This is a genomic window from Aeromonas sp. R6-1 (assembly GCF_040908165.1).
Lineage (GTDB): Bacteria > Pseudomonadota > Gammaproteobacteria > Enterobacterales > Aeromonadaceae > Aeromonas > Aeromonas caviae.
In genome coordinates this window covers 99,709-118,986 of the sequence record NZ_JBFODF010000043.1, presented here as the reverse complement: position 1 = coordinate 118,986, position 19,278 = coordinate 99,709, and the positions used below count along the sequence as shown (strand labels likewise).

16 protein-coding genes and 1 riboswitch are annotated in these 19,278 nt (G+C 62.4%); of the genes, 9 read left to right on the top strand and 7 right to left on the bottom strand.

The features are described 5' to 3' along the window. The first annotated feature begins 44 nt into the window (after window positions 1-44). Complete coding sequence (locus AB5Y68_RS13820; protein WP_039040046.1) at window positions 45-1,028, top strand: hydrolase; 984 nt, start codon at window positions 45-47, stop codon at window positions 1,026-1,028. Here AB5Y68_RS13820 and AB5Y68_RS13815 read toward each other — a convergent pair. Further along, window positions 1,010-2,161 carry a GGDEF domain-containing protein gene (locus AB5Y68_RS13815; protein WP_039040045.1) on the bottom strand — a complete coding sequence of 384 codons (1,152 nt, stop codon included), beginning with the start codon at window positions 2,159-2,161 and terminating at the stop codon, window positions 1,010-1,012. The genes AB5Y68_RS13820 and AB5Y68_RS13815 overlap by 19 nt on opposite strands. A gap of 89 nt (window positions 2,162-2,250) precedes the next feature. Here AB5Y68_RS13815 and AB5Y68_RS13810 point away from each other — a divergent pair, with 89 nt between their 5' ends. The 3 genes from AB5Y68_RS13810 (at window position 2,251) to AB5Y68_RS13800 (ending at window position 4,151) form a co-directional block, all read left to right on the top strand. Then, the gene (locus AB5Y68_RS13810) at window positions 2,251-2,496 is read left to right on the top strand and encodes a YheU family protein (protein WP_010673242.1); all 246 of its coding nucleotides are present in this window, start codon (window positions 2,251-2,253) and stop codon (window positions 2,494-2,496) included. 235 nt (window positions 2,497-2,731) lie between these two features. After that, window positions 2,732-3,601 carry a phosphoribulokinase gene (locus AB5Y68_RS13805; protein WP_010673241.1) on the top strand — a complete coding sequence of 290 codons (870 nt, stop codon included), beginning with the start codon at window positions 2,732-2,734 and terminating at the stop codon, window positions 3,599-3,601. Between the two features lie 16 nt (window positions 3,602-3,617). Continuing rightward, window positions 3,618-4,151 (top strand): DUF4136 domain-containing protein, encoded by a 534-nt coding sequence (locus AB5Y68_RS13800; RefSeq protein ID WP_039040074.1) that lies wholly within the window; start codon window positions 3,618-3,620, stop codon window positions 4,149-4,151. A 69-nt stretch (window positions 4,152-4,220) separates the two neighbouring features. Here the strand turns inward: AB5Y68_RS13800 and AB5Y68_RS13795 are convergent, their stop codons facing one another. Together AB5Y68_RS13795 and AB5Y68_RS13790 are read right to left on the bottom strand one after the other, a co-directional pair. Continuing rightward, complete coding sequence (locus AB5Y68_RS13795) at window positions 4,221-4,520, bottom strand: hypothetical protein (RefSeq protein ID WP_010673239.1); 300 nt, start codon at window positions 4,518-4,520, stop codon at window positions 4,221-4,223. A 48-nt stretch (window positions 4,521-4,568) separates the two neighbouring features. Beyond that, entirely contained in the window at window positions 4,569-4,973 is a 405-nt protein-coding gene (locus AB5Y68_RS13790; RefSeq protein ID WP_010673238.1) for an OsmC family protein, read from the bottom strand. 373 nt (window positions 4,974-5,346) lie between these two features. Here AB5Y68_RS13790 and crp point away from each other — a divergent pair, with 373 nt between their 5' ends. Both crp and AB5Y68_RS13780 read left to right on the top strand, forming a co-directional pair. Next, a complete protein-coding gene (crp, locus tag AB5Y68_RS13785; protein WP_010673237.1) occupies window positions 5,347-5,985 on the top strand; it encodes a cAMP-activated global transcriptional regulator CRP in 639 nt (212 codons plus the stop codon). Between the two features lie 127 nt (window positions 5,986-6,112). Then, window positions 6,113-6,913 carry a putative RNA methyltransferase gene (locus tag AB5Y68_RS13780; RefSeq protein WP_010673236.1) on the top strand — a complete coding sequence of 267 codons (801 nt, stop codon included), beginning with the start codon at window positions 6,113-6,115 and terminating at the stop codon, window positions 6,911-6,913. Window positions 6,914-7,053: 140 nt separating this feature from the next. On the opposite strand, the gene AB5Y68_RS13775 is transcribed toward AB5Y68_RS13780, so the two are convergent. The 4 genes from AB5Y68_RS13775 to AB5Y68_RS13760 form a co-directional block, all read right to left on the bottom strand. After that, entirely contained in the window at window positions 7,054-9,651 is a 2,598-nt protein-coding gene (locus AB5Y68_RS13775) for a glycosyl hydrolase family 18 protein (protein ID WP_039040044.1), read from the bottom strand. A gap of 111 nt (window positions 9,652-9,762) precedes the next feature. Next, window positions 9,763-9,849: riboswitch (cyclic di-GMP riboswitch) on the bottom strand. A 201-nt stretch (window positions 9,850-10,050) separates the two neighbouring features. Next, window positions 10,051-13,512, bottom strand: a complete 3,462-nt coding sequence (locus AB5Y68_RS13770) for a PAS domain-containing hybrid sensor histidine kinase/response regulator (RefSeq protein WP_039040043.1) — start codon at window positions 13,510-13,512, stop codon at window positions 10,051-10,053. A gap of 63 nt (window positions 13,513-13,575) precedes the next feature. Next, a complete protein-coding gene (locus AB5Y68_RS13765; protein WP_010673233.1) occupies window positions 13,576-14,718 on the bottom strand; it encodes a 3-phenylpropionate MFS transporter in 1,143 nt (380 codons plus the stop codon). Window positions 14,719-14,979: 261 nt separating this feature from the next. After that, window positions 14,980-17,073 (bottom strand): TonB-dependent hemoglobin/transferrin/lactoferrin family receptor, encoded by a 2,094-nt coding sequence (locus AB5Y68_RS13760; protein WP_039040042.1) that lies wholly within the window; start codon window positions 17,071-17,073, stop codon window positions 14,980-14,982. A gap of 196 nt (window positions 17,074-17,269) precedes the next feature. Here AB5Y68_RS13760 and AB5Y68_RS13755 point away from each other — a divergent pair, with 196 nt between their 5' ends. The 3 genes from AB5Y68_RS13755 to AB5Y68_RS13745 are packed head-to-tail and all read left to right on the top strand — an operon-like array spanning window position 17,270 to window position 19,251. Continuing rightward, window positions 17,270-18,238, top strand: a complete 969-nt coding sequence (locus AB5Y68_RS13755) for a ChaN family lipoprotein (protein WP_039040041.1) — start codon at window positions 17,270-17,272, stop codon at window positions 18,236-18,238. A 14-nt stretch (window positions 18,239-18,252) separates the two neighbouring features. Continuing rightward, window positions 18,253-18,804: a cysteine hydrolase family protein gene (locus tag AB5Y68_RS13750; protein WP_039040040.1), complete on the top strand. Its 552-nt coding sequence runs from the start codon at window positions 18,253-18,255 to the stop codon at window positions 18,802-18,804. A 39-nt stretch (window positions 18,805-18,843) separates the two neighbouring features. Beyond that, on the top strand, window positions 18,844-19,251 hold the full coding sequence (locus tag AB5Y68_RS13745; protein ID WP_010673229.1) for a hypothetical protein: 408 nt from the start codon (window positions 18,844-18,846) through the stop codon (window positions 19,249-19,251). The last annotated feature ends 27 nt before the right edge of the window (window positions 19,252-19,278 follow it).

The window sequence follows — 19,278 nt, the reverse complement described above, 5'->3', positions numbered from 1 at the left end:
GGGCTCGCCGCCCCCTTTTCCTCCCTGCTCTTCCGAGTCGTTGCATGTTGACAGAAAGCCACTTTCACGCCCCCTGGTGGGCCCGCAACCCCCATCTGCAAACCATTTTGCCCAAGTGGCTGCGCCGCTCGCCTGCCCGCTTCATCCAGGAGCGCTTCGAACTTCCGGACGGCGATTTCGTCGATCTGGCCTGGAGCGGCGAACCCGGCCAGGATGAACAACCCCTGGTGGTGGTGTTCCACGGACTGGAGGGGAGCATTCACTCCCACTATGCCAAGGGGCTCTTTGCCCACCTGCAGCGGCAAGGGAACGAGGCGGTGCTGATGCACTTTCGGGGGTGCAGTGGCGAGCCGAACCGGCTGCTGCAGGCCTATCACTCAGGCGCCATCGAGGACGCCCAGGCGGTGATTGCCGAGCTGGGGCGACGTTTTCCTGGCCGCCCCCTGGTCGCCATCGGCTATTCCCTGGGGGGCAACATGCTGGTCAATCTGCTGGCGCGGGCCTGCCCGGCACCATTGAAGGCGGCGGTGGTAGTGTCGGCCCCGCTGCAACTGGCAAGCTGTGCCGATCGGGTCAATCAGGGCTTCTCACGGGTCTATCAGAACTACCTGCTGCGCACCATGCGAACCAACCTGCAAAGCAAGATCCGGCGCCAGAGCGCGGCACGGGCGCGCTGGCAGCCGGCCCAGATCACCCGCATCGCCACACTGAGGGAGTTCGACGAGCTGGTGACGGCACCGCTCCATGGTTTCGAAAGCGCCGATCACTACTACCAGACCTGCTCCGGCCTGGGCCTGCTGGCCCGCATTCCCATCCCGACCCTCATCATTCACGCCGCCGACGATCCCTTCATGACCGATGCCGTCATTCCGGCGGCGGAGCAGCTCTCCCCTCTGGTGCGCTACGAGCTGAGCCGCCAGGGCGGCCACGTGGGCTTCCTGCACGGCTCTCCCTGGCGCCCCCGCTTCTGGCTGGATGAGCGCATCAGCCAGTGGTTGCGGGAACAGACTCAGGGCGCGAACCGGTAACCGTTGCGCCCCTCTTCCTTGGCCTGATAGAGGGCGCCATCGACCCGCTCGAGCAGCATGACGAGGCTCTCCCCGGTTCGCCACTGGGCTATCCCCTGGCTCAGGGTGAGGTGGGGGGAAACGTCGGAATCCTCATGGGGCAGAGCCCTGGCCGCCAGAGTGGCGCGAATGCGCTCCGCCACCTCCTGGCCACCGGCCAGCGTCGTCTCCTGCAGCAACACCACGAACTCCTCTCCCCCGTAGCGCGCCACCAGATCGCCGGGCTCCCGTACACTCTCCTCCAGGCACTCGGCCACCAGGATCAGGCACTCATCCCCCGCCTGATGCCCATAGCGATCGTTGTAGCGCTTGAAGAAATCCACATCGAGCAGGATCACGGTGAGCGGTACATCCTGGGTGGTGCCTTGCGCAATGGCACGCTTGCACGCCTGATCGAAGTGGCGACGGTTGGCTATGCCGGTCAGGGGATCCCGGTTGGCCATGGCATTCATCTTGTTTGCCAGCATCAGGTTGTCGTGTTCCCTTGACACCGCAAGCTCGAACCAGCCGTTGAGCATGCGCCGCCCCGTCTCCAGCACCACCAGCAAGACCCCGACCACGATGGTGTTGACCAGAACAAAGGGCTCAGGACTCCAGGAGGCTCTCACCAACAAGAACAGCAGGGGGACAGAAACCAGTGCGTAAAACAGCCGCACATCGCAATACGCGGCGACGAGACCGGTCAGCAGCAACAGACTGACCATGTTGAAAATGAAACTGAAGCCCCCCTTCAAGTCGACGATCGAGATGGTGTAACCCACCATGGCCCAGGCCAGCCCCCAGGCCAGGGCACAGACGCACAGGGACACCAGCCAGATGGCATGGGGTTGACGGGAGAGCCAGCCCCACCCGAGCGGCAGCAGCAGGCCAACACCTATCATGGCAAAGAGCTGCCATTTGTAGGACCAGGGCAGGTTGCCGACCAGTACCAGGTGTGCATCCCGATAGATGTAGAAGCGGGTCAGCAGAAATACGAGGGCGATGAGATTGATGACCCAGTACCAGCGCAAACCGGCGCTCAGGGCGCGGCGGCGGGCATCGAACAGGTGCTGTTCGAATTGACTGGAGGGTCGGCGTGCGTCAATGGATTGCATGGCACCCCTCGTCCAAAACGAGACAAATCCCTTGCGCTTGCCGACCAGACACCGACAATATCCGCAACCCACTGAGTGAAGATGAAATCATGATTATCCCCTGGCAAGAACTGGAGCCGGACACCCTCACCAACCTGCTCGAACACTTTGTGCTGCAAGAAGGCACCGAATACGGTGAACAGGATGTCAGCCTGACCGACAAGGTCGAAGCAGTCAGGCAACAATTGCTACAAGGTAGCGCCGTGCTTGTCTACAGCGAGCTGCACGAAAGTGTCAATGTCGTCCCAAAGACTCATTTAAGCAAGTCACCCACTGACGACTTCCCCCAAGCGTAGCGCGGTCACGGCTTATCGGGCGGCTCACCCCGCCCTCCCCCTATCCAACTCGCACCATCAGGCCGCATGGCCAGTTCGCCATCCAGAAGCACCTATTCCAACGTACCCAGAGCACAGGGCAGCCCTCGTTCATCGCTATTGCCGGGAAGCGTGGTGGCTGCAGGAGGATGACGGCGCACTTGACCGCACTTTGGGCCACCCCTTATAACGGAACTCCCAAGGAAGAGAGAATTCTATGTCCGCCAAGCATCCCATCATCGCGGTCACCGGTTCGTCCGGTGCCGGTACTTCCACCTCCACCAACGCCTTTCGCTCCATGTTCCACCAGCTTGGATACAAGGCGGCCGTGGTCGAGGGGGACAGTTTTCACCGCTACACCAGGCCCGAGATGGACGTGGCGATCCGCAAGGCCCGGGAGCAGGGGCGGCATATCAGCTACTTCGGCCCGGAGGCCAACGATTTCGGTCTGCTGGAGTCCTTTTTCCAGGAGTATGGCCAGAGCGGCACAGGCCAGTACCGGCGCTATCTGCACAGCTTCGACGAGGCAGTGCCTTTCAACCAGATGCCTGGCACCTTCACCCCCTGGCAGGATCTGCCCGGCGAGACGGATCTGCTGTTCTACGAAGGACTGCATGGCGGCGTGGTCACGGGGGAGCACAACGTGGCGCGGCACGTGGACTTTCTCATCGGCGTGGTGCCCATCGTCAACCTGGAGTGGATCCAGAAGCTCATTCGCGACACCTCGGAGCGCGGCCATTCGCGCGAGGCAGTCACCGACTCCATCGTCCGCTCCATGGACGACTACATCAACTTCATCACCCCGCAGTTCTCCCGCACCCACATCAACTTCCAGCGGGTGCCGACCGTCGATACTTCCAACCCCTTCAGCGCCAAGGTGATACCCAGCCTGGACGAGAGTATGCTGGTGATCAGGTTTCGGGGCATCAAGCAGGTGGACTTCCCCTACCTGCTGTCGATGATAGACGGCGCCTTCATGTCCAGGATGAACACCATCGTCGTGCCGGGTGGCAAGATGGGCTTTGCAATGGAACTGATCCTGCGCCCCCTGATCCAGCAACTGATCGAAACGGGCAAGATCACCTGAGCCAAGGAGCTTAATGATGCGCGCTGCACTTCTCTCATTCACGCTGGCAACCCTGCTGGGCGGTTGCAGCTCCGGCCCCGCCGCACCCACGGTCGAAACGGGCACCATGGTGGTTCGCCCGGCGGAGCATTGGACCTACGGGACGACACCACGCTATGCGCTGGCCGAACAATTCCAGTATGCGGGCAACAGCGCCGCGTCCTGGCTCGAGCCGGTACAGCAGGCCGTCATCCGGCAACTGGACGGCAAAGGCTGGCGCAGCGTTCCCCTGGATGAGGCCGACGTCTGGGTCGCCATCGGGGTAGCTGGCAGCCAGGACATGAGCGATGGCGAGATCTTCTCCCGCCTCGGCATGACACCGGGCCTGAACGCCGCCGCCAATGCCCGCAAGGGGACCCTGGCCGTCGTGCTGCTCGACGGGCATAGCCAGAAAGCGGTGTGGAGCAGCGCCATCCAGCTCGCCAGCGACGTGCCTGTCGCAGAGGAGGCCCGTGGCCAGCTTAGCCAGCAACTGGCCGCCCAGTTGCTGGGCTCGCTACCGTCAGACTGATGTCTCTTTCAACAAAAACGGCCTGCTTCACGCAGGCCGTTTTCCATGCACGCCGTGACGGCATCAGGGTCACTTCAACTCGCAGGTCAGCTGGGTCACACCGCTCTTGACCAGGGTGGCCTGCTTGTCCTGACGGGAGAAGGTAGTCACCCCATCGGAATAGCTGGCAGTCTCTTTGGGCGACTCGATGCGCCCCAGCTTGTGATAGACACCGGCATAAGGGAACTGCACCATGTCGGCCTGGGCATCATAGGTGATGGCCAGCAACTCTTCCCCGCACTGATACTGGCTGTATTGATACTGGGTCGGCTGCGGCATGCTGCAGGCGGCCAGACCGAACAGGGGAAGCAACATCATCATTTTTTTCATCGCACTTTCCTTATGTCATGGCGTTATCGACGGGACAAACTATAGCGGTCAACCCTCAAGAATTTGATAACTATGGGTAATTTCTACCGCTTTTTCCAACATCAGGGAAACTGAACAATATTTTTCCATGGACAGATCCACCGCACGGGCGACCTGCTTCTCCGCCAGCCCCTTGCCGGTCACCACGAACTTGAGGTGGATCTGCTCAAATACCCGGGGAACGGTATCGGCGCGGGTCCCTTCCAGTTCGACATGGCAGGCGGTCACTGACTGACGGGCCTTCTCCAGAATGGAGACCACATCGATGGAGCTGCAACCGCCGACAGCCAGCAGGATCATCTCCATCGGGCTGGCACCTTCACCCGGGTTGGCGCCATCCAGGGTCACCTGATGACCGGACTCGCTCTCCCCCACAAACTTCATGCCTTCCACCCAGCTGACCTTGGCTTTCATCTCTCACTTTCCTCTCAATGACGACGGTTCTAACGCCCATAGCATACCTCAAGCCGGGGTCGAGTGGCACATGCGCCAGGATCTTGCCCGTTCCCGACGATAAAGCCCCGTTTTGCGGCGACAAGCCTCTCCTGCGAAACGGACGACGACCCAAAGGGAAATAGATCGAAATCAACATCCGACCTCCTCTTCTTGCCTAGAATGCCCCGGACGACGTAGCAGATGGCGGCTCACCGGTGGACGGCAAAACCCCAAAGCCTTGTCAGCACAGGCAAAGGCTCTTATTCTACTGCGACCAAAGAGTAAGGAATGGCAAGCTTGGCAACTTGCCTGGACGCACAGTCCATAAAAATGACACTACAGAGGAAGTCTCATGATCATTGGCAAACCGCAAAGCGATCCCACCCTTGAGTGGTTCTTGTCGCATTGCCACATTCATAAGTATCCCGCCAAGAGCACCCTGATCCACGCCGGTGAAAAAGCGGAAACCCTCTACTACATCGTCAAGGGCACCGTCGCCGTCCTGATCAAGGATGACGAAGGCAAGGAGATGATCCTCTCCTACCTGAATCAGGGGGATTTCCTGGGCGAGATGGGGATGTTCGAAGAGAACGAGAATCCGGAGCGTTCCGCCTGGGTGCGTGCCAAAGGCGCCTGTGAAGTCGCCGAGATCTCCTACAAGAAGTTCCGCCAGCTGATCCAGGTCAACCCGGACATTCTGATGCGTCTATCCGGTCAAATGGCCAAGCGCCTGCAGCACACCAGCCAGAAGGTCGGCAACCTCGCCTTCCTGGACGTGACCGGCCGCATTGCCCAGACCCTGCTCAACCTGGCCAAACAGCCGGATGCCATGACCCACCCGGATGGCATGCAGATCAAGATCACCCGCCAGGAGATCGGCCAGATCGTCGGCTGCTCCCGTGAAACCGTCGGTCGCATCCTCAAGATGCTGGAAGAGCAGGAGCTCATCTCCGCCCACGGCAAGACCATAGTGGTGTTTGGTACCCGCTGACCGGGTTCCGCCGACGGCGCCCGCACAGCGCCGTTGGATAAAAAGGCTGCCCATGGCAGCCTTTTCCGATCCTCTCCCCTATAATCCCGAACGCCCCGCCGTCATGGCCTTCGCCAAGAGAACTCCTATGCACCTTCAATGCCCCCTTTGCCGCAGCCCCCTGCACCTTCATGCCGCCTCCCGCGGGGTCTATTGCGACAACAAGCACCACTTCGATCCCGCACCGGAAGGCTATCTGGACCTCATCCCCGGCAAGAAGAACCCCAAGGACAGCGACAGCCGGGCCCTGCTGCGCGCCAAGCGCCGCTTCCTGGAACAAGGCCACCAGCTGCCTCTGGTGGACGCCATGGCGAACCTGCTCGCTCCTCTTGGCGAGCGCGAGCTTGTCCACCTCGGCTGTGGCGAGGGGTACTACTGCCGTGCCCTGGCTGAGCGGCTGCCCGGCTGGCAGGTCGGCGGTTTCGATCTGGCCAAGAATGCCATCTTCGCCGCCAACAAGGCGCAACCGGAAGGCCAGTTCGTCATCGCCGACCCGGCGCGCGCCCCGCTGCTGCCTGGCACGGCCCAGGTGCTGCTGGTCAACGACCTCAAGGTCAAGACGGAACTCCTGGTCAGCTGGCTGGCGCCGGGCGGCTATCTGCTCCACGTGCAGCCAGGCCCTCGCCATCAGTGGCAATTGCGCGTCAGCCTCAATCCGGTGAGCATGGAACATCCCCTGAGCTGGCCCGCCTTCACCGGGCTTGTCAATGTTGCCCAGCAACGCGCCCAGTTCAGTACGGCGCTGGATCAGGGCCTGCGCGAGCACATTCTGGAGACCAGCCGCCTCGGCTGGCGTGCCAGCGGCGAGCAGCGCCATGCCTTCACCCACCAGGGGCCCGACGCCCTCGAGCAGGATCTGCTGCTCAGCCTGTGGCAAAAACCGCTGTGAACCGGTGACATACCATGAAAAAAGGCCCTGACGGGCCTTTTTGACAAAGCGAGTGCGCCTTTCCCCTGACAGGGAAGAGACACCCGACCACGCAACAAGACAAAAATGGGGCCCTCGGCCCCATTTTTCATCACGGCAGATCAGTTGCAGCTCGCCGCGCCCTGATCGACCCAGACGGCGGCCTTGCCGGGCTCATCGCCCTTGGTCCAGTACTGGGCCTTCCACTTGCGGCCGTTGTGGCTGGTGACATCACCACCGTTGTAGACCACTCCGGCATCCCAACCCAGTTGCACCTGGCTCACCAGTTTCCACTGATCGGCGGTGCGGCTCGGCTCGTTGCCCTGGGTCCAATACTTGGCCTGCCACACCAGTTGCTTGTGGCTCACCTTGTCATTGGTGTTGTAGACGGTACCTGCACTCCAGGCCGGGTGGTTGGCTGCATCCGGATCGCTGGCCTCGCAGCCACCACCTGTACTGGCCGGCTTGACGGTCAGGCGGGTAACGGCTGTGGCATCCAGCGCCCCGTCGGTGACCACCAGGGTCAGATCGTAGGCCGTGTCACTGGCCACGTTCGAGCCCGTGACCACCAGGGTCGCGCTGTCCAGACCGGTGGCGCTAAGACCGGCCGGCACTGTCCACTGATAGCTCAGGGCATCACCATTGGGATCGGAAGCGGTGGCCTTGATGCTCACCTGCTTGCCGGCCTCGACGGCCGCACTGGCCGGTACGCTGACCACGGGGGGCAGGTTCGGCTGCGGCGCCTTGTTGGTGACCACCACCTGATCCTTGGCCGAGAGCCCCTGATCGTCGGTCACGGTCAGCTCGAACACCAGATTGATGTCGCTGCTGACGGCATCCAGTACCACACGGGCCTTGGCCTGGGTGGCATCCAGCAGGCTGGCCTGGGGTCCGGAGACCTGTTTCCAGCTGTAGGTCAGCGCCCCGTTTTCCGGATCGTGGGAGGCACTGCCGTTGAGGGTCACCTCGGCCGGGCCGGTGGCACTCAGATCGCTGCCGGCATTGGCAACCGGCGGCTTGTTGACCGGCGGCAGCGTACCCTCGCCGTGGCCCAGCCCCTCGTGCATGGCGTTGAGGATGTCGCCGTTGTCCGCATCAATTTCCCAGGCGAACAGACCGCCAAGCTGGTTCGCCAGCACGTACTGCCCCTTGGCCTTGACCGAGCGGTCGTTGTCGAAGGTAATGAGGTCACCACTGCTGGCGTTGAAGACATAGGGGGCCTCGGCCGACTCGTCATAGCCCTGCTCCCAGCCTGCGCCCATGCGGTTGTTGACGATGTCGCGGTAATCCACCACGCCATTTTCCCAGGTACCGCTCACCGGTCCGGTGGCGGTGCCGGTGAAGGGGTTGCCGGCCTGGTAGTTCTTCACTCCGGTCCAGCCACGGCCATACATGGCCGCCCCCACCACTATCTTGCCCGGTGTCACCCCCTGACCCAGCAGCGCCTTGACGCCCTTGTCGGTGGTGTACTTGGTGGCCGGATCCCAGCTGGAGGCAAAGAGGTTGGTCTGGTGGGCCAGATTCGTCAGGTCGAAGGCGCCGCTGAAGTCGTAGCTCATCAGGAAGATGTGGTCCATGTACTGCTGGGCCGCCTGATAATCCACCTTGGCGATCTTGTCACCGCCGGCGCTGATGGCCGAGGTCAGCTCATACTGGCGGCCGGTCTCGGCTTCCAGTTCATCGAGCATGGCTCGCATCTCCTGCATCAGCACCACATAGGTAGCGCCGTCATTCGGGCCGCCCAGGCTGGGGTTGGCCCCCTGTCCGCCCGGAAACTCCCAGTCGATGTCCACGCCGTCGAAGAATTTCCAGGTCTGCAGGAACTCTTTGACCGAGGCGACGAAGGTATCGCGCTTGGTCTTGTCACCCAGGAAATAGAAGGGATCGGAGAGAGTCCATCCGCCGACAGACGGCAGGATCTTGAGGTCCGGGTGCGCCTGCTTGAGGGCCATCAGGTTGCCGAAGTTGCCCTTGTAAGGCTCATCCCAGGCGCTGAGGTTGCCCTGGGACATCTGGATCGCCGCCCAGGGATCATGGATGGAGACCTTGAAGTCTTCGCGGCCCGCACAGGAGCGCTGCAACGCCTCGAAGCTGCCCGAGATCTCTTTGAGGCTGTCGTTGATGCCGTTGCCACCGCAGATGGGGGTGAAGCCGTAGAGGATATGGGTCAGGTTCTGGGCCGGGATCTTGTCCACGGTGAACTTGCGACCATAGACACCCCACTCCACATAGTAGGCCCCCACCACCTTGCCGGACTTGTTGGCGTAGGGCTTGTTGTTCTCCTGCAGCGGCGCATTGAGCGGCGCCAGGTGGCTACCGTCGGTATCGGCGACCATCAGCTCCTTCTTGTCGGAGAGAGTGCAGCCATCGGCGTTGCACAGGGCCACCTGCATCTGGTAACGCCCCCCTTTGGTGACCTTGAAGTTTGCGGTACCCGCGGCGGAGGCCGGGCCTGACCACACCTCCTTGCCGTCGAGCAGTACCTTGGCGGTCTGTCCGACGTCACCGGACCAGAGGTTCCATGTCACGCTGACGGGAGCGCCATCCTTGTGGACGGTCACCAGCTGGTTGTAGGCCGAAGCGGCCTGATTGACTTCAACGATGGCAAACTTGGTGGGGCCGGAGCCAATGGTGGGTTTGCCCGGGGCAGCGGCGAAGGCGGAGGTAGTGCAAAGCCCCCCGACCAGAAGCGCCAGCAGGGAAAGTTTTGGACTTAACATATTTGAACTTCCTTATTTCGTTATTGGAATTAACAACGAAAAAGGCAACGCAACCTGCCAGGTAACGCAGACAACATCGCAACCATGGCTTGGCCCATGGACGATACAACCTGTGGTGGCCCCGCTATCCTAGGTACGCAGACCCTTAGACCGGAAGCTTTGCGTCCCGGACTTTCATCCGGTTTGCCTTTTTGCACAACTTGATTTGCGACAAAAATAATCGCCGAATGACTATAGAGGAGAGTCGCTCGGCCGCCACCTGCCAAAAGTGACACCCAGCAAGACTCAATTATCACCAATCGCGGCAAATGGCGACGAAATAGGTACCATCATCGGCGATCATGACGCCTGGGTGGCATCCAGAAAACGTTCAGCCAATGCTCGATTCTGTGAGACCAGTCACTGAACCGGCATCAGCAGGCTGTTCATCAGGGCGCGCAGCTTGAGAGGTTTGACCGGTTTGCTCACGTAGCCAAAGCCGTGCTCACGGATCTGTGCCTGCAACTCGCTCTTGCGATCCGCACTGATGATGATGCCGCCGATACCGTTGCCGTGGGCCAGCCTGATCATGTGCAGCGCCTGCAACCCGGTCTTGCCGTCATCCAGGTGATAATCCGACAGCACCAGCGCAGGCAGGAAGCCGCCGCCGATGATCTCCTCCGCCTGCTCCAGGCTCTGGGCACAGCGCACCTCGCAGCCCCAGCGTCCCAGCAGCGAGGCCATGGCGATGAGGATATCCTCCTCGTTGTCGATGCAGAGGATCCTGACCCCTTCCAGCTGGCTGTCTCGCAGGGCCGGGGTCGTCACCTGGCTGGGGATGACGGGCCGGGTCGCGAGGTTCAGGGTGATGGCAAAGACGGACCCCGCTCCGGGCCAGCTGCGCAGGGAGAGCTGATGACCCAGCACCAGCGAAATGCCGCGGGCGATGGCGAGCCCGAGGCCAAGCCCCTGCTCCCTGGCGGTGCGGGAGTGATCGAGGCGGGAAAACTCGTCGAAGATCGCCTCCTGCTTGCCCTCCGGGATGCCGGGGCCGTTATCCCACACCTCGATGCGCACCTTCTCCCCCATGCGGCGACAGCCAAGCAGCACCCGACCGCCGGGGTTGTAGCGAAATGCGTTGGTGAGGAAGTTCTGCAACACCCGCCGCAGCAAGCGCACATCGCTGTAGACCGCAAGGCGGCTCTCCACCACGGAGAACTGGATCCCACCGGCCTGGGCCAGCACGCCGAATTCCGCCTTGAGATTGTCCAGCACATCGCTCAGGGCGAAATCGAGCTTCTTCGCCTTGAACTTGCCCGCCTCGAGGCGCGAGATGTCCAGCAGATCCGTGATGAGATCCTCGGTCGCCCCCAGGGCGTCGTCGATGTGGCGAGCGATGCGAGCCGGTTCGTCCTCCGGGGGCAGCATCTCCAGCAAGGAGGAGGTGAAGAGCTTGGCCGCGTTCAGCGGCTGGGTCAGGTCGTGGCTCACCGCCGCCAGGAACCGGCTCTTGGACTGATTTGCCCTCTCCACCTGCTGGTTTACCAGCAGCAGTTGGCGGTTGAGTTCGGAGAGCTCGTGGGTGCGCTCGGCCACCCGCGCCTCCAGGTGCTCGTTCGCTTCCCGCAGCACCCGCTCCGCCGCCCTGAACGGGGTGATATCGGTGAAGGTCATGACAAAGCCCCCCGCAGGCATGGGGTTGCCCTGCATCTCGATGACCCGGCCATCGGGACGCTCCCGCGCCGAGACATGGGGGCTACCACGCTTCATGAAGGCAACCCGCCGCGCCACCTGGGCCTCGATGTCTCCCTGGCCGCACAGCCCCTGTCCGGCGTTGTAGCGGATGATCTCCTCGATGGAACGGCCCACCTGAATGAGACCGGGGGGATAGGAGAACAGCTCGATGTAGCGTCGGTTCCAGGCCACCAGCCTGAGCTCCCTGTCCACCACGGAGATCCCCTGGCCCATGTGTTCGATTGCCCCCTGCAACAGGCCGCGGTTGAAGCGGAACATGTCGGAGGCCTCGTCCACTATGGTGGCGATCTCCTCGAGCTGCATGTTGCGTCCCTGCAGGGCAGAGGCCAGCACCAGGCGGGCGGACGAGGTACCGAATACCCCCGCCAGCAGTCGCTCCGTGTGGGCGATGAGCTCCGCCGAGGCCTGCATCTGGGGCGCCAGGGTGCCTCCCCGTTCGCCCGCGAAGCGGCCGAAGGCCCGCTTGACGCGGCTGGAACCGACGAAGCGGGCCGCCAGCATCTCCAGCTCCTTCACCGAGACCCGCGCATGATAGAGCGCCGAGGTATCCCGGCTCGTCTTGCCGACGAAGTTGGCGGCCTGCAGCCGCTCACTCACCGCCGCCCGTGACAGCAGGGAGCCCGCCACATAGCCGGCGAGGTTGAGCAGAAGACTCAGGAAGAGGCACCAGGCCCCCAGACTCAGATCCCGCACCGCCGGCCAGTCTGGGGGCGCCAGCAGGGCTTCGAGGGGGGAGCCAGCCAGCAGTCCGCTCTCCGCCAGCAGGGTCACGAACCAGAGGCTGACCCCGAGGGCGAGCCCGAGATAGACGCCCTTGCGATTGCCATGACGCCAGTACAGGCCGAGCAGCAGGGCCGGTGCGAACTGGGCCACGGCCCCGAACGAGAGATAGCCGATGCGCGACAGACTGGTGAGATCCCCGAGCCAGAGATAGAGCGCCCAGGCCGCCAGCAAAATCAGCAAGATGGCCCCCCGACGCACCTGCAGCAGCAACCGCATCAGGCGCTCATCCCGCCCCTGTTGCCAGACCCGGCGCAGCAGGACCGGCAACACCAGATCGTTGCTGACCATGATGGCCAGAGCGATGGTGCAGACGATCACCATGCCGGTGGCCGCCGAGGTGCCGCCGAGGAAGGCCAGCATCGCCATGCCGTCGTAGCCGAGCGACATGGGGAGGCTTATCACATAGGTGTCCGAGGCCATGTCTGCCCCGACCCACTGCTTGCCTGCCAGCGCCAGCGGCCAGATGAAGAGCCCCATCAGGAAGAGATAGAGGGGAAAGATCCAGCGGGCCCAGTGCAGATCCTGCCCCTGGTTGTTCTCCACCACGGTCACGTGAAACTGGCGCGGCAGGCAGATGACGGCGCACATGGCGATCAGGGTGTAGATGGCGAGCTCCAGCAGGCCGCCCGGCGTCACCGCCACCACCGCATCGAGGAAGTCGCCCGCCACCAGGGTACGCGCCTCGCTCGGTCTGGCGATGATGAGCCAGAGCGCAAAGCCCCCCACCGCCATGAAGGCGAGCAGCTTGACCACGGACTCGAAGGCGATGGCCACCACCATGCCCCTGTGGTGCTCGGTGGCATCCAGGTTGCGGGTGCCGAACAGAATGCTGAACAGGGCCAGCAGCAGGGTGACCCCCAGCGCCAGCTCCGCCATGTTGCTGGTGGGGCTGACCCCCGTGCTGTTGGCCATCAGCAGATCGAGCCCGGTGACGATCGCCTTGAGCTGCAGCACCAGGTAGGGAAGTATCCCCATGACGGCGATGAGGCTGATCACCATGGCCAGGCGCTGGGACTTGCCATAACGGGCGGCAATGAAATCAGCGATGGAGGTGATGTGCTCACGCTTGGCCACCAGGATGAGGCGGGCCAGCAGGCGCCAGCCAAACAGGAACACCAGCATGGGGCCCAGGTAGATGGGCACCGGTGACCAGGGGGATTCGCTGGCCTGGCCCACGGTGCCGAAGAAGGTCCAGGAGGTACAATAGACCGCCAGCGACAGGCTGTAGAGCAGAGGCTGCCCCTTGGGGCGACGGCGCTTGTTCTTGTCCGCCACATAGGCGATGAGGAACAGCAAGCCCAGATAGGCGAGCGACAACCCGATCAGCAGCCATCCTTGGTGCATCTCTCTACTTCCCTTTTCCAGATAAGTCGGAGGCCTGCCGCGCCAGAGACCGGCAGACCAGTGTCATCGGCCCTGTTCAGGGCTCTCTTCGCGCAGCCGCAATACGAAGACCGGCAGCACTACCAGCACCATGATAAAGAAGATGCCGCCTCCCAGCGGCTCGAACAGCACGCCGCAGATCGCCATCAGAGCCGCCACCGTCATGCCAAGACCCAGGGCCGCATAGAGCGCCTGGGTGGGGATCTGCTGCTCCGCGGGCAACTGGCGGGTCATGAAGCGGATGGCGCCGAGGTGACTGACGCAGAAGGTGACCCCGTGCAGCAGCTGGCCGAGCACCAGCACCGCCAGGTCGGTAGAACTACCGAGCAGCACCCAGCGCACCACACAGCCAAGGGCCCCCACCAGAAACAGGGTCTGGGCGCCGAAGCGCTGGAGGAAACGCTTGTCCGCGGCGAACATGGCGATCTCCGCCACCACTCCCAGAGCCCAGAGATACCCGATCAGGGTGCCGCTGTAGCCAGCGCTCTTCCAGTAGATGGCGCTGAAACCGTAGTAGGCCGCGTGGCTCCCCTGCAGCAGGGCGGTGATGAGCAGGAAGCGGCGCACCGGGGCCGACCTGAGCGTGACGAGCAGCGAGGCCTTGGCCCGCTCCCCTTGCAGCTCCCGGGGGGCGGGTCGCAGCGGCAGCAGGCTGAGCCCCAGCATGATCAGCAGCCCGGCCACCATGGTGTGCAGCACCCAGTCGCTGCCAAAGTTGCCCACCAGAGCCCCCACCAGGGTGGAGGCGACGATAAAGGCAAAGGAGCCGCACAGCCGCACCTTGCCGTAGTCGAGGTGGGTCTGAACCACCATGCGGGTGGCAAGCGCCTCTCCCATGGGCATCAGGGTCGGGTAGATGAAGTTGGCCGCCAGGGTCAGCACCACCAGCCACCAGAGGCTGTGGCCCAGATAGAAACCGAGGAAGGCCAGCAGACTCAGCAGACAGAGCAGCCGGGTGACGGGCAGCAACTGGCCGGCCCCCTTGACTCGCCCCATCACCATCAGGTTGCCGGCAAAGCGGATGGCCATGCCCACCCCCAGCAACAGCCCTATCTGTTCAGTACTCACCCCGATGCCTTCCAGCCAGAGCGACCAGAACGGCAGGTAGGCGCCATAAACGAAGTAGAAGGCGCCAAAAAACAGGGCTAACCAGGAGAACGCGGGCATAGAGGCTCGGGCTGCATGACAAGGGGCACAAATGATAACCGATTTCGGGACGGGGATCCCCAGGCGGCATGACAGATAAAAACCATAAATATCAATAAAGTTGAACCTTTGTCACATCCCCCTGTCTATTGGGTAACACCGCTTCCTGATGAGTGTTGCAATCCTTCCACCCGCCCCTGGCGGGTTTCTTTTTTGCAGACGCCGACCTTCATGACAAAAGGGGCCCGAGGGCCCCTTTTCCTTCATGCTGGTCGACGACCATCAGAACACGTACTTGACCCGTGCACTGAGGTTGCGGCCAGGCTCGGTCTGCTTGCTGGTATCTGCGGTGGCGGCAAGGCCGGTGATGCTCTCGTAGCTCACGTACTCCTTGTCAAACAGGTTGAACACCCCCACGTTGAGCTGCAGGTCCTGCACCGGCTTGAACTGGGCATAGAGATCCACCACGCCCCAACCTGCGCTCTTGATGTTGTCGTTGCCTCGCGCATCCTTGCCCACCTTGTCCATGTCGTCGGCAAAGCGCAATGCGGTGTTGATGTTCCAGTTCGGCTGCTCCAGACGCACACCGACACTGCCGTTCAGGGGGCTCAGGCTGTTGATGTAGTTGCCCTCGCCATCCTTGCCCTCGATGTAGGCCAGGTTGCCCCAGACGTTGACCAGCTCGTTCAACCAGTAGTCCGCCTTGGCCTCGGCCCCCTTGGTGGTCGCCTTGTCCAGGTTCTGGTACTGATAGAGGGCGGTACGGCCTTCGGTGCCCACGGCCGTCAGCTCGATGAAGTCGTCGAACTTGTTGTAGAAGGTGGCCACTTCATAGCTGAACCCGCCACGGCTGCCGCGCACCCCCAGATCGATGCCGTCGCTGCTCTCTGGCTTGAGGTTCGGGTTGGGCTCGATGCGATAGCCATACGCCTGGTGGTTCAGGGTGGAGAAGGCGTTGTCATACATGGGCGCCTTGAAGCCGTGGCTGTACTGGGCGAACAGGTTCGCTGCCTCGTGCGCCTTGAACACCAGCCCCAGCTTGGGAGAGAACTCCCCTTCGGAGATCTTCTTCATGTTCTCGCCCGTGTAGGCGGGATCCTCGTCCGGGGTCATCTTGTAGTAGTCGTAACGCACGCCCGGGGTCAGCACCCAACGCTCGCCGAACTTGATCTCGTCAAAGGCCCAGAGCGCACTGCGCTCGCTGGTGGTGGAGGGGAAGCTCAGCTCGTTGTAGCCGACGAAGTCACCCGGAACGGTCGGCCCCTTGAAGCGGGTGCGCTCGTTGTCGGTGTGCTCGTATTCCAGGCCCCAGGCCAGACGCTGGCTGGCGAGCGCCTTGTTGAACTTCACCTGGGCGCCCAGGCTCTCCTGCTCGAAACCGTTGTGATCCAGGGAGTTCTTGGTCACATAGGGGTTGCCCGGCATGACCGGATACTTGGACGAAGCGTACTGATCCAGGGTCTGCTTGGCGCGGCTGTAGTAGATCTTGCTGTCCACGCGATCCGCCCAGAGGGCGTTCAGGGCGAGGCCATGATCCAGTACCAGGGAGAGGTTGTCGGTCTCCTTGTCGGTAATGGGCTGGTTGAAGACGGAGCCCGCCTTGGTCAGATCGATGGCATCCGGATCCTGCCCCTCGGTGAAGTAATCCACCGTCAGTTTCAGGAACTGATCATCGGAGAGATTCCACTTGCTCTTGAACAGCACGGCCTGGCTGACGATGTCGAACTCGTTCTTGTCGCCGTCATAATTCTGGGTGACACCGCCATCGCGCCAGGTGTAGCGCAGCAGGTTCTCGACTTCCCCGGTGCGCAGCGCCCCCGTGATGCCGGCCATTCTCTGGTGGCTGCTGGAGGCATAACCCGTGGTCGCATCCAGATAGCTGTCGCGGCCCTTGAGGAAGTCGCCAGCATCCTTGGTGGTGATGGCAATGACGCCTCCCAGAGCATCGGAACCGTAAGCAGCGGAGGCCGGCCCTTTGGCCACTTCCACCTGCTTGATCATGTCGGTGTCGAAGTAGGTCTGACCCACGCCGCCATTCTTGTAGGCATCGTTCAGGCGCACACCGTCCTGCACCACCTTGACCCGGTTTTCGCTCATGCCGCGAATGGTGAAGGTCTGGGCATCTCCTGCGCCTCCCTGCACGCTCACCCCGGGCTCATAGCGGAACAGATCGGCGACGTTGCTGACGACCTGCTCTTCAATCTGCGCCGAGGTAATGACGGCGATGGGACCGGAAACATCTTCCAGCTTCTGTTCCATCCGTGAGCCGCTGACGACCATGACTTCATCGGCTTTCTTGTCTGCGGCGAAAGCGGGGGAGATCAGCCCGGCCGCCACGGCGAGGGCTATCAGGGAGGGGGTGTTGTTGTGCGCCACTGCAAAGTCCTTATTGAGAATTATTATCAAGCGGAAGGCATATTACCCCGGCAGAGACAAAGATCAATAATAAAGTGAATCATTCTCATTTCACTTTGTCATCATTCCCCCTTACACTGGCGCCACTTTTTGCTCGCCATGCCGCCATCCCATGGTGCAGCCTTTTCCCATCCCCCTGTTTCTTGAGTGAGTAACCATGATCCGACGACTCCCCCTGCTCGCCCTGCCCCTGCTGCTGGCCGCCTGCGCCACCACGCCTCAGAACACCCCACCCGAGACCCTCTATCACGCACGGCTCGATACGGCCCAGGGGCAGGCGCTGACCCTCGAGCAGGCGGTGGCCCGGGTGGCGGATGCCGACATCGTGCTGGTGGGGGAGCTTCACACTCACCCGGCCATCCATCTGTTGCAGGCCCGTCTGCTGGCAGGGCTTGACGAGATGTCGCAAGCCGATGGCCGGACCCTGGTGCTCTCCATGGAGCAGTTCAGCCGCGCCGATCAGCCGGTGCTGGATGCCTACCTGGCCGGACGCATCGGCGAATCGGCCCTCATTCGAGATGGCCATGCCTGGCCCAACTACCAGAGTGATTACCGCCCTCTGGTGGAGTTCGCCAAGGCGCAGCACCTGCCAGTGATTGCCGCCAATGCCCCCAAACCCCTGGTGAGCTGCGTCGGTCAGGAGGGACCGGCCTGGCTCGACAAACTGCCGGCCAATCGCCGCAGCCAGCTTGCCCGCGAGCTGACTCTGGGGGATGACGGCTACCGCCAGAAGTTCATGGCCTCCATGCACCATGGGGATGCGGACGGCAACGCCCGTCGCTTCGCCGCCCAGACCAGCTGGGACGACACCATGGCCGAAAGCATGGTGGATTATCTGGGCAAGCATCCCGGCAGGCGCATCATGCATATCGCCGGCAACTTCCACGTTGAAGGGGGGCTCGGGATCGCCAGTCGCATCGCCAGCCGCAATCCGGCACTCAAGGTGGCACTCATCGTGCCGCAAACCGGTGACGAGACAGCTCCCGGGAGAGACGCAGACGTCAGGGTCCACATCGCTCCCCTGCCGGAACGCTGGCTAAATGCAAAGGAAATGAAGCAAGATATGGGCGCACTGCATCAATCCCGAAGCCGTGACTGCAGCCAATGGTTGCAACCCTCAAAATAGCCCAAGGATTTCATATGGATGTGTTACTCGTCATCGACATGCAACAGGGGTTGTTCGATAACCCCCGCCATCAGGATGCCCAGGTCATCGCCAACATCAATCGTCTGGCCGATCGCGTGCGGGGCCAACACGGACGGGTCATCTATGTGCAACACGACGAACCGGGTTCCGAGCTGGAACCTGGCAGTGCGGGCTGGCAACTGCACGCCGATCTGGCCCCGTCTCCCCACGACAGCCGGGTGCGCAAGACCGCCTGTGACAGCTTCCTCGACACCGAGCTCGGCTTCCTGCTGGCAGAGCAGTCGGTAGACAGACTGCTCATCTGCGGCTGTGCCACCGACTTTTGCGTCGATACCACGTTGCGCAGCGCCGCCGCCAGGGGCTTTGACGCCTTTGCGGTGACCGACGCCCATACCACGGCGGACAGGCCGCACCTGAGTGCGGAGCAGATCATCCAGCACCACCACTTCATGTGGCGGCATCTGAGCCTGCCTCAAGGCAGAAGCGTGACCCTGCTCACGACGGATGAGCTGCTGGCCACCATTCAACCCGAGCGGGCGTGTTAAGCTGCCCGTCCTGATGTGAACACCCGATTGGAGTCTTGTGTGCGTCTACTCTCTGCCGTTGCCCTCACGCTGCTGTTACCGGCGCTCACCGCCTGCTCCGGCTTGCCGGGGGCAGCACCCGATGGCCCGGCCCCCCTGTTCCACACCCATATCAGCGACGACGGGAGCAAGCGCTTCACCTTCGAGGCCGCCCCTCTCGACGTCCTGCCCACCCGGTTGCAGGAGGGAGATGACAACCGGCTGAGCCGCCGCGACAAGAGCCTGCTGGAACGCCGGGAAGCCCTGCAGGACGAGCAGCTCACCCAGATGCTGGCCACGCGCAAGTATTGCCGAAGCGGCTATATCGTCCTCAGCCAGACCTCCTGGAAGATCCGCGGAGAATGCAACGAGAGCGCCAGCCAGGCCGATCGCGATGCCTTCCCCAACCAGGCAGGCTGGCAGGAGTAACCCGGGACATAACAACAAAACGGGCAG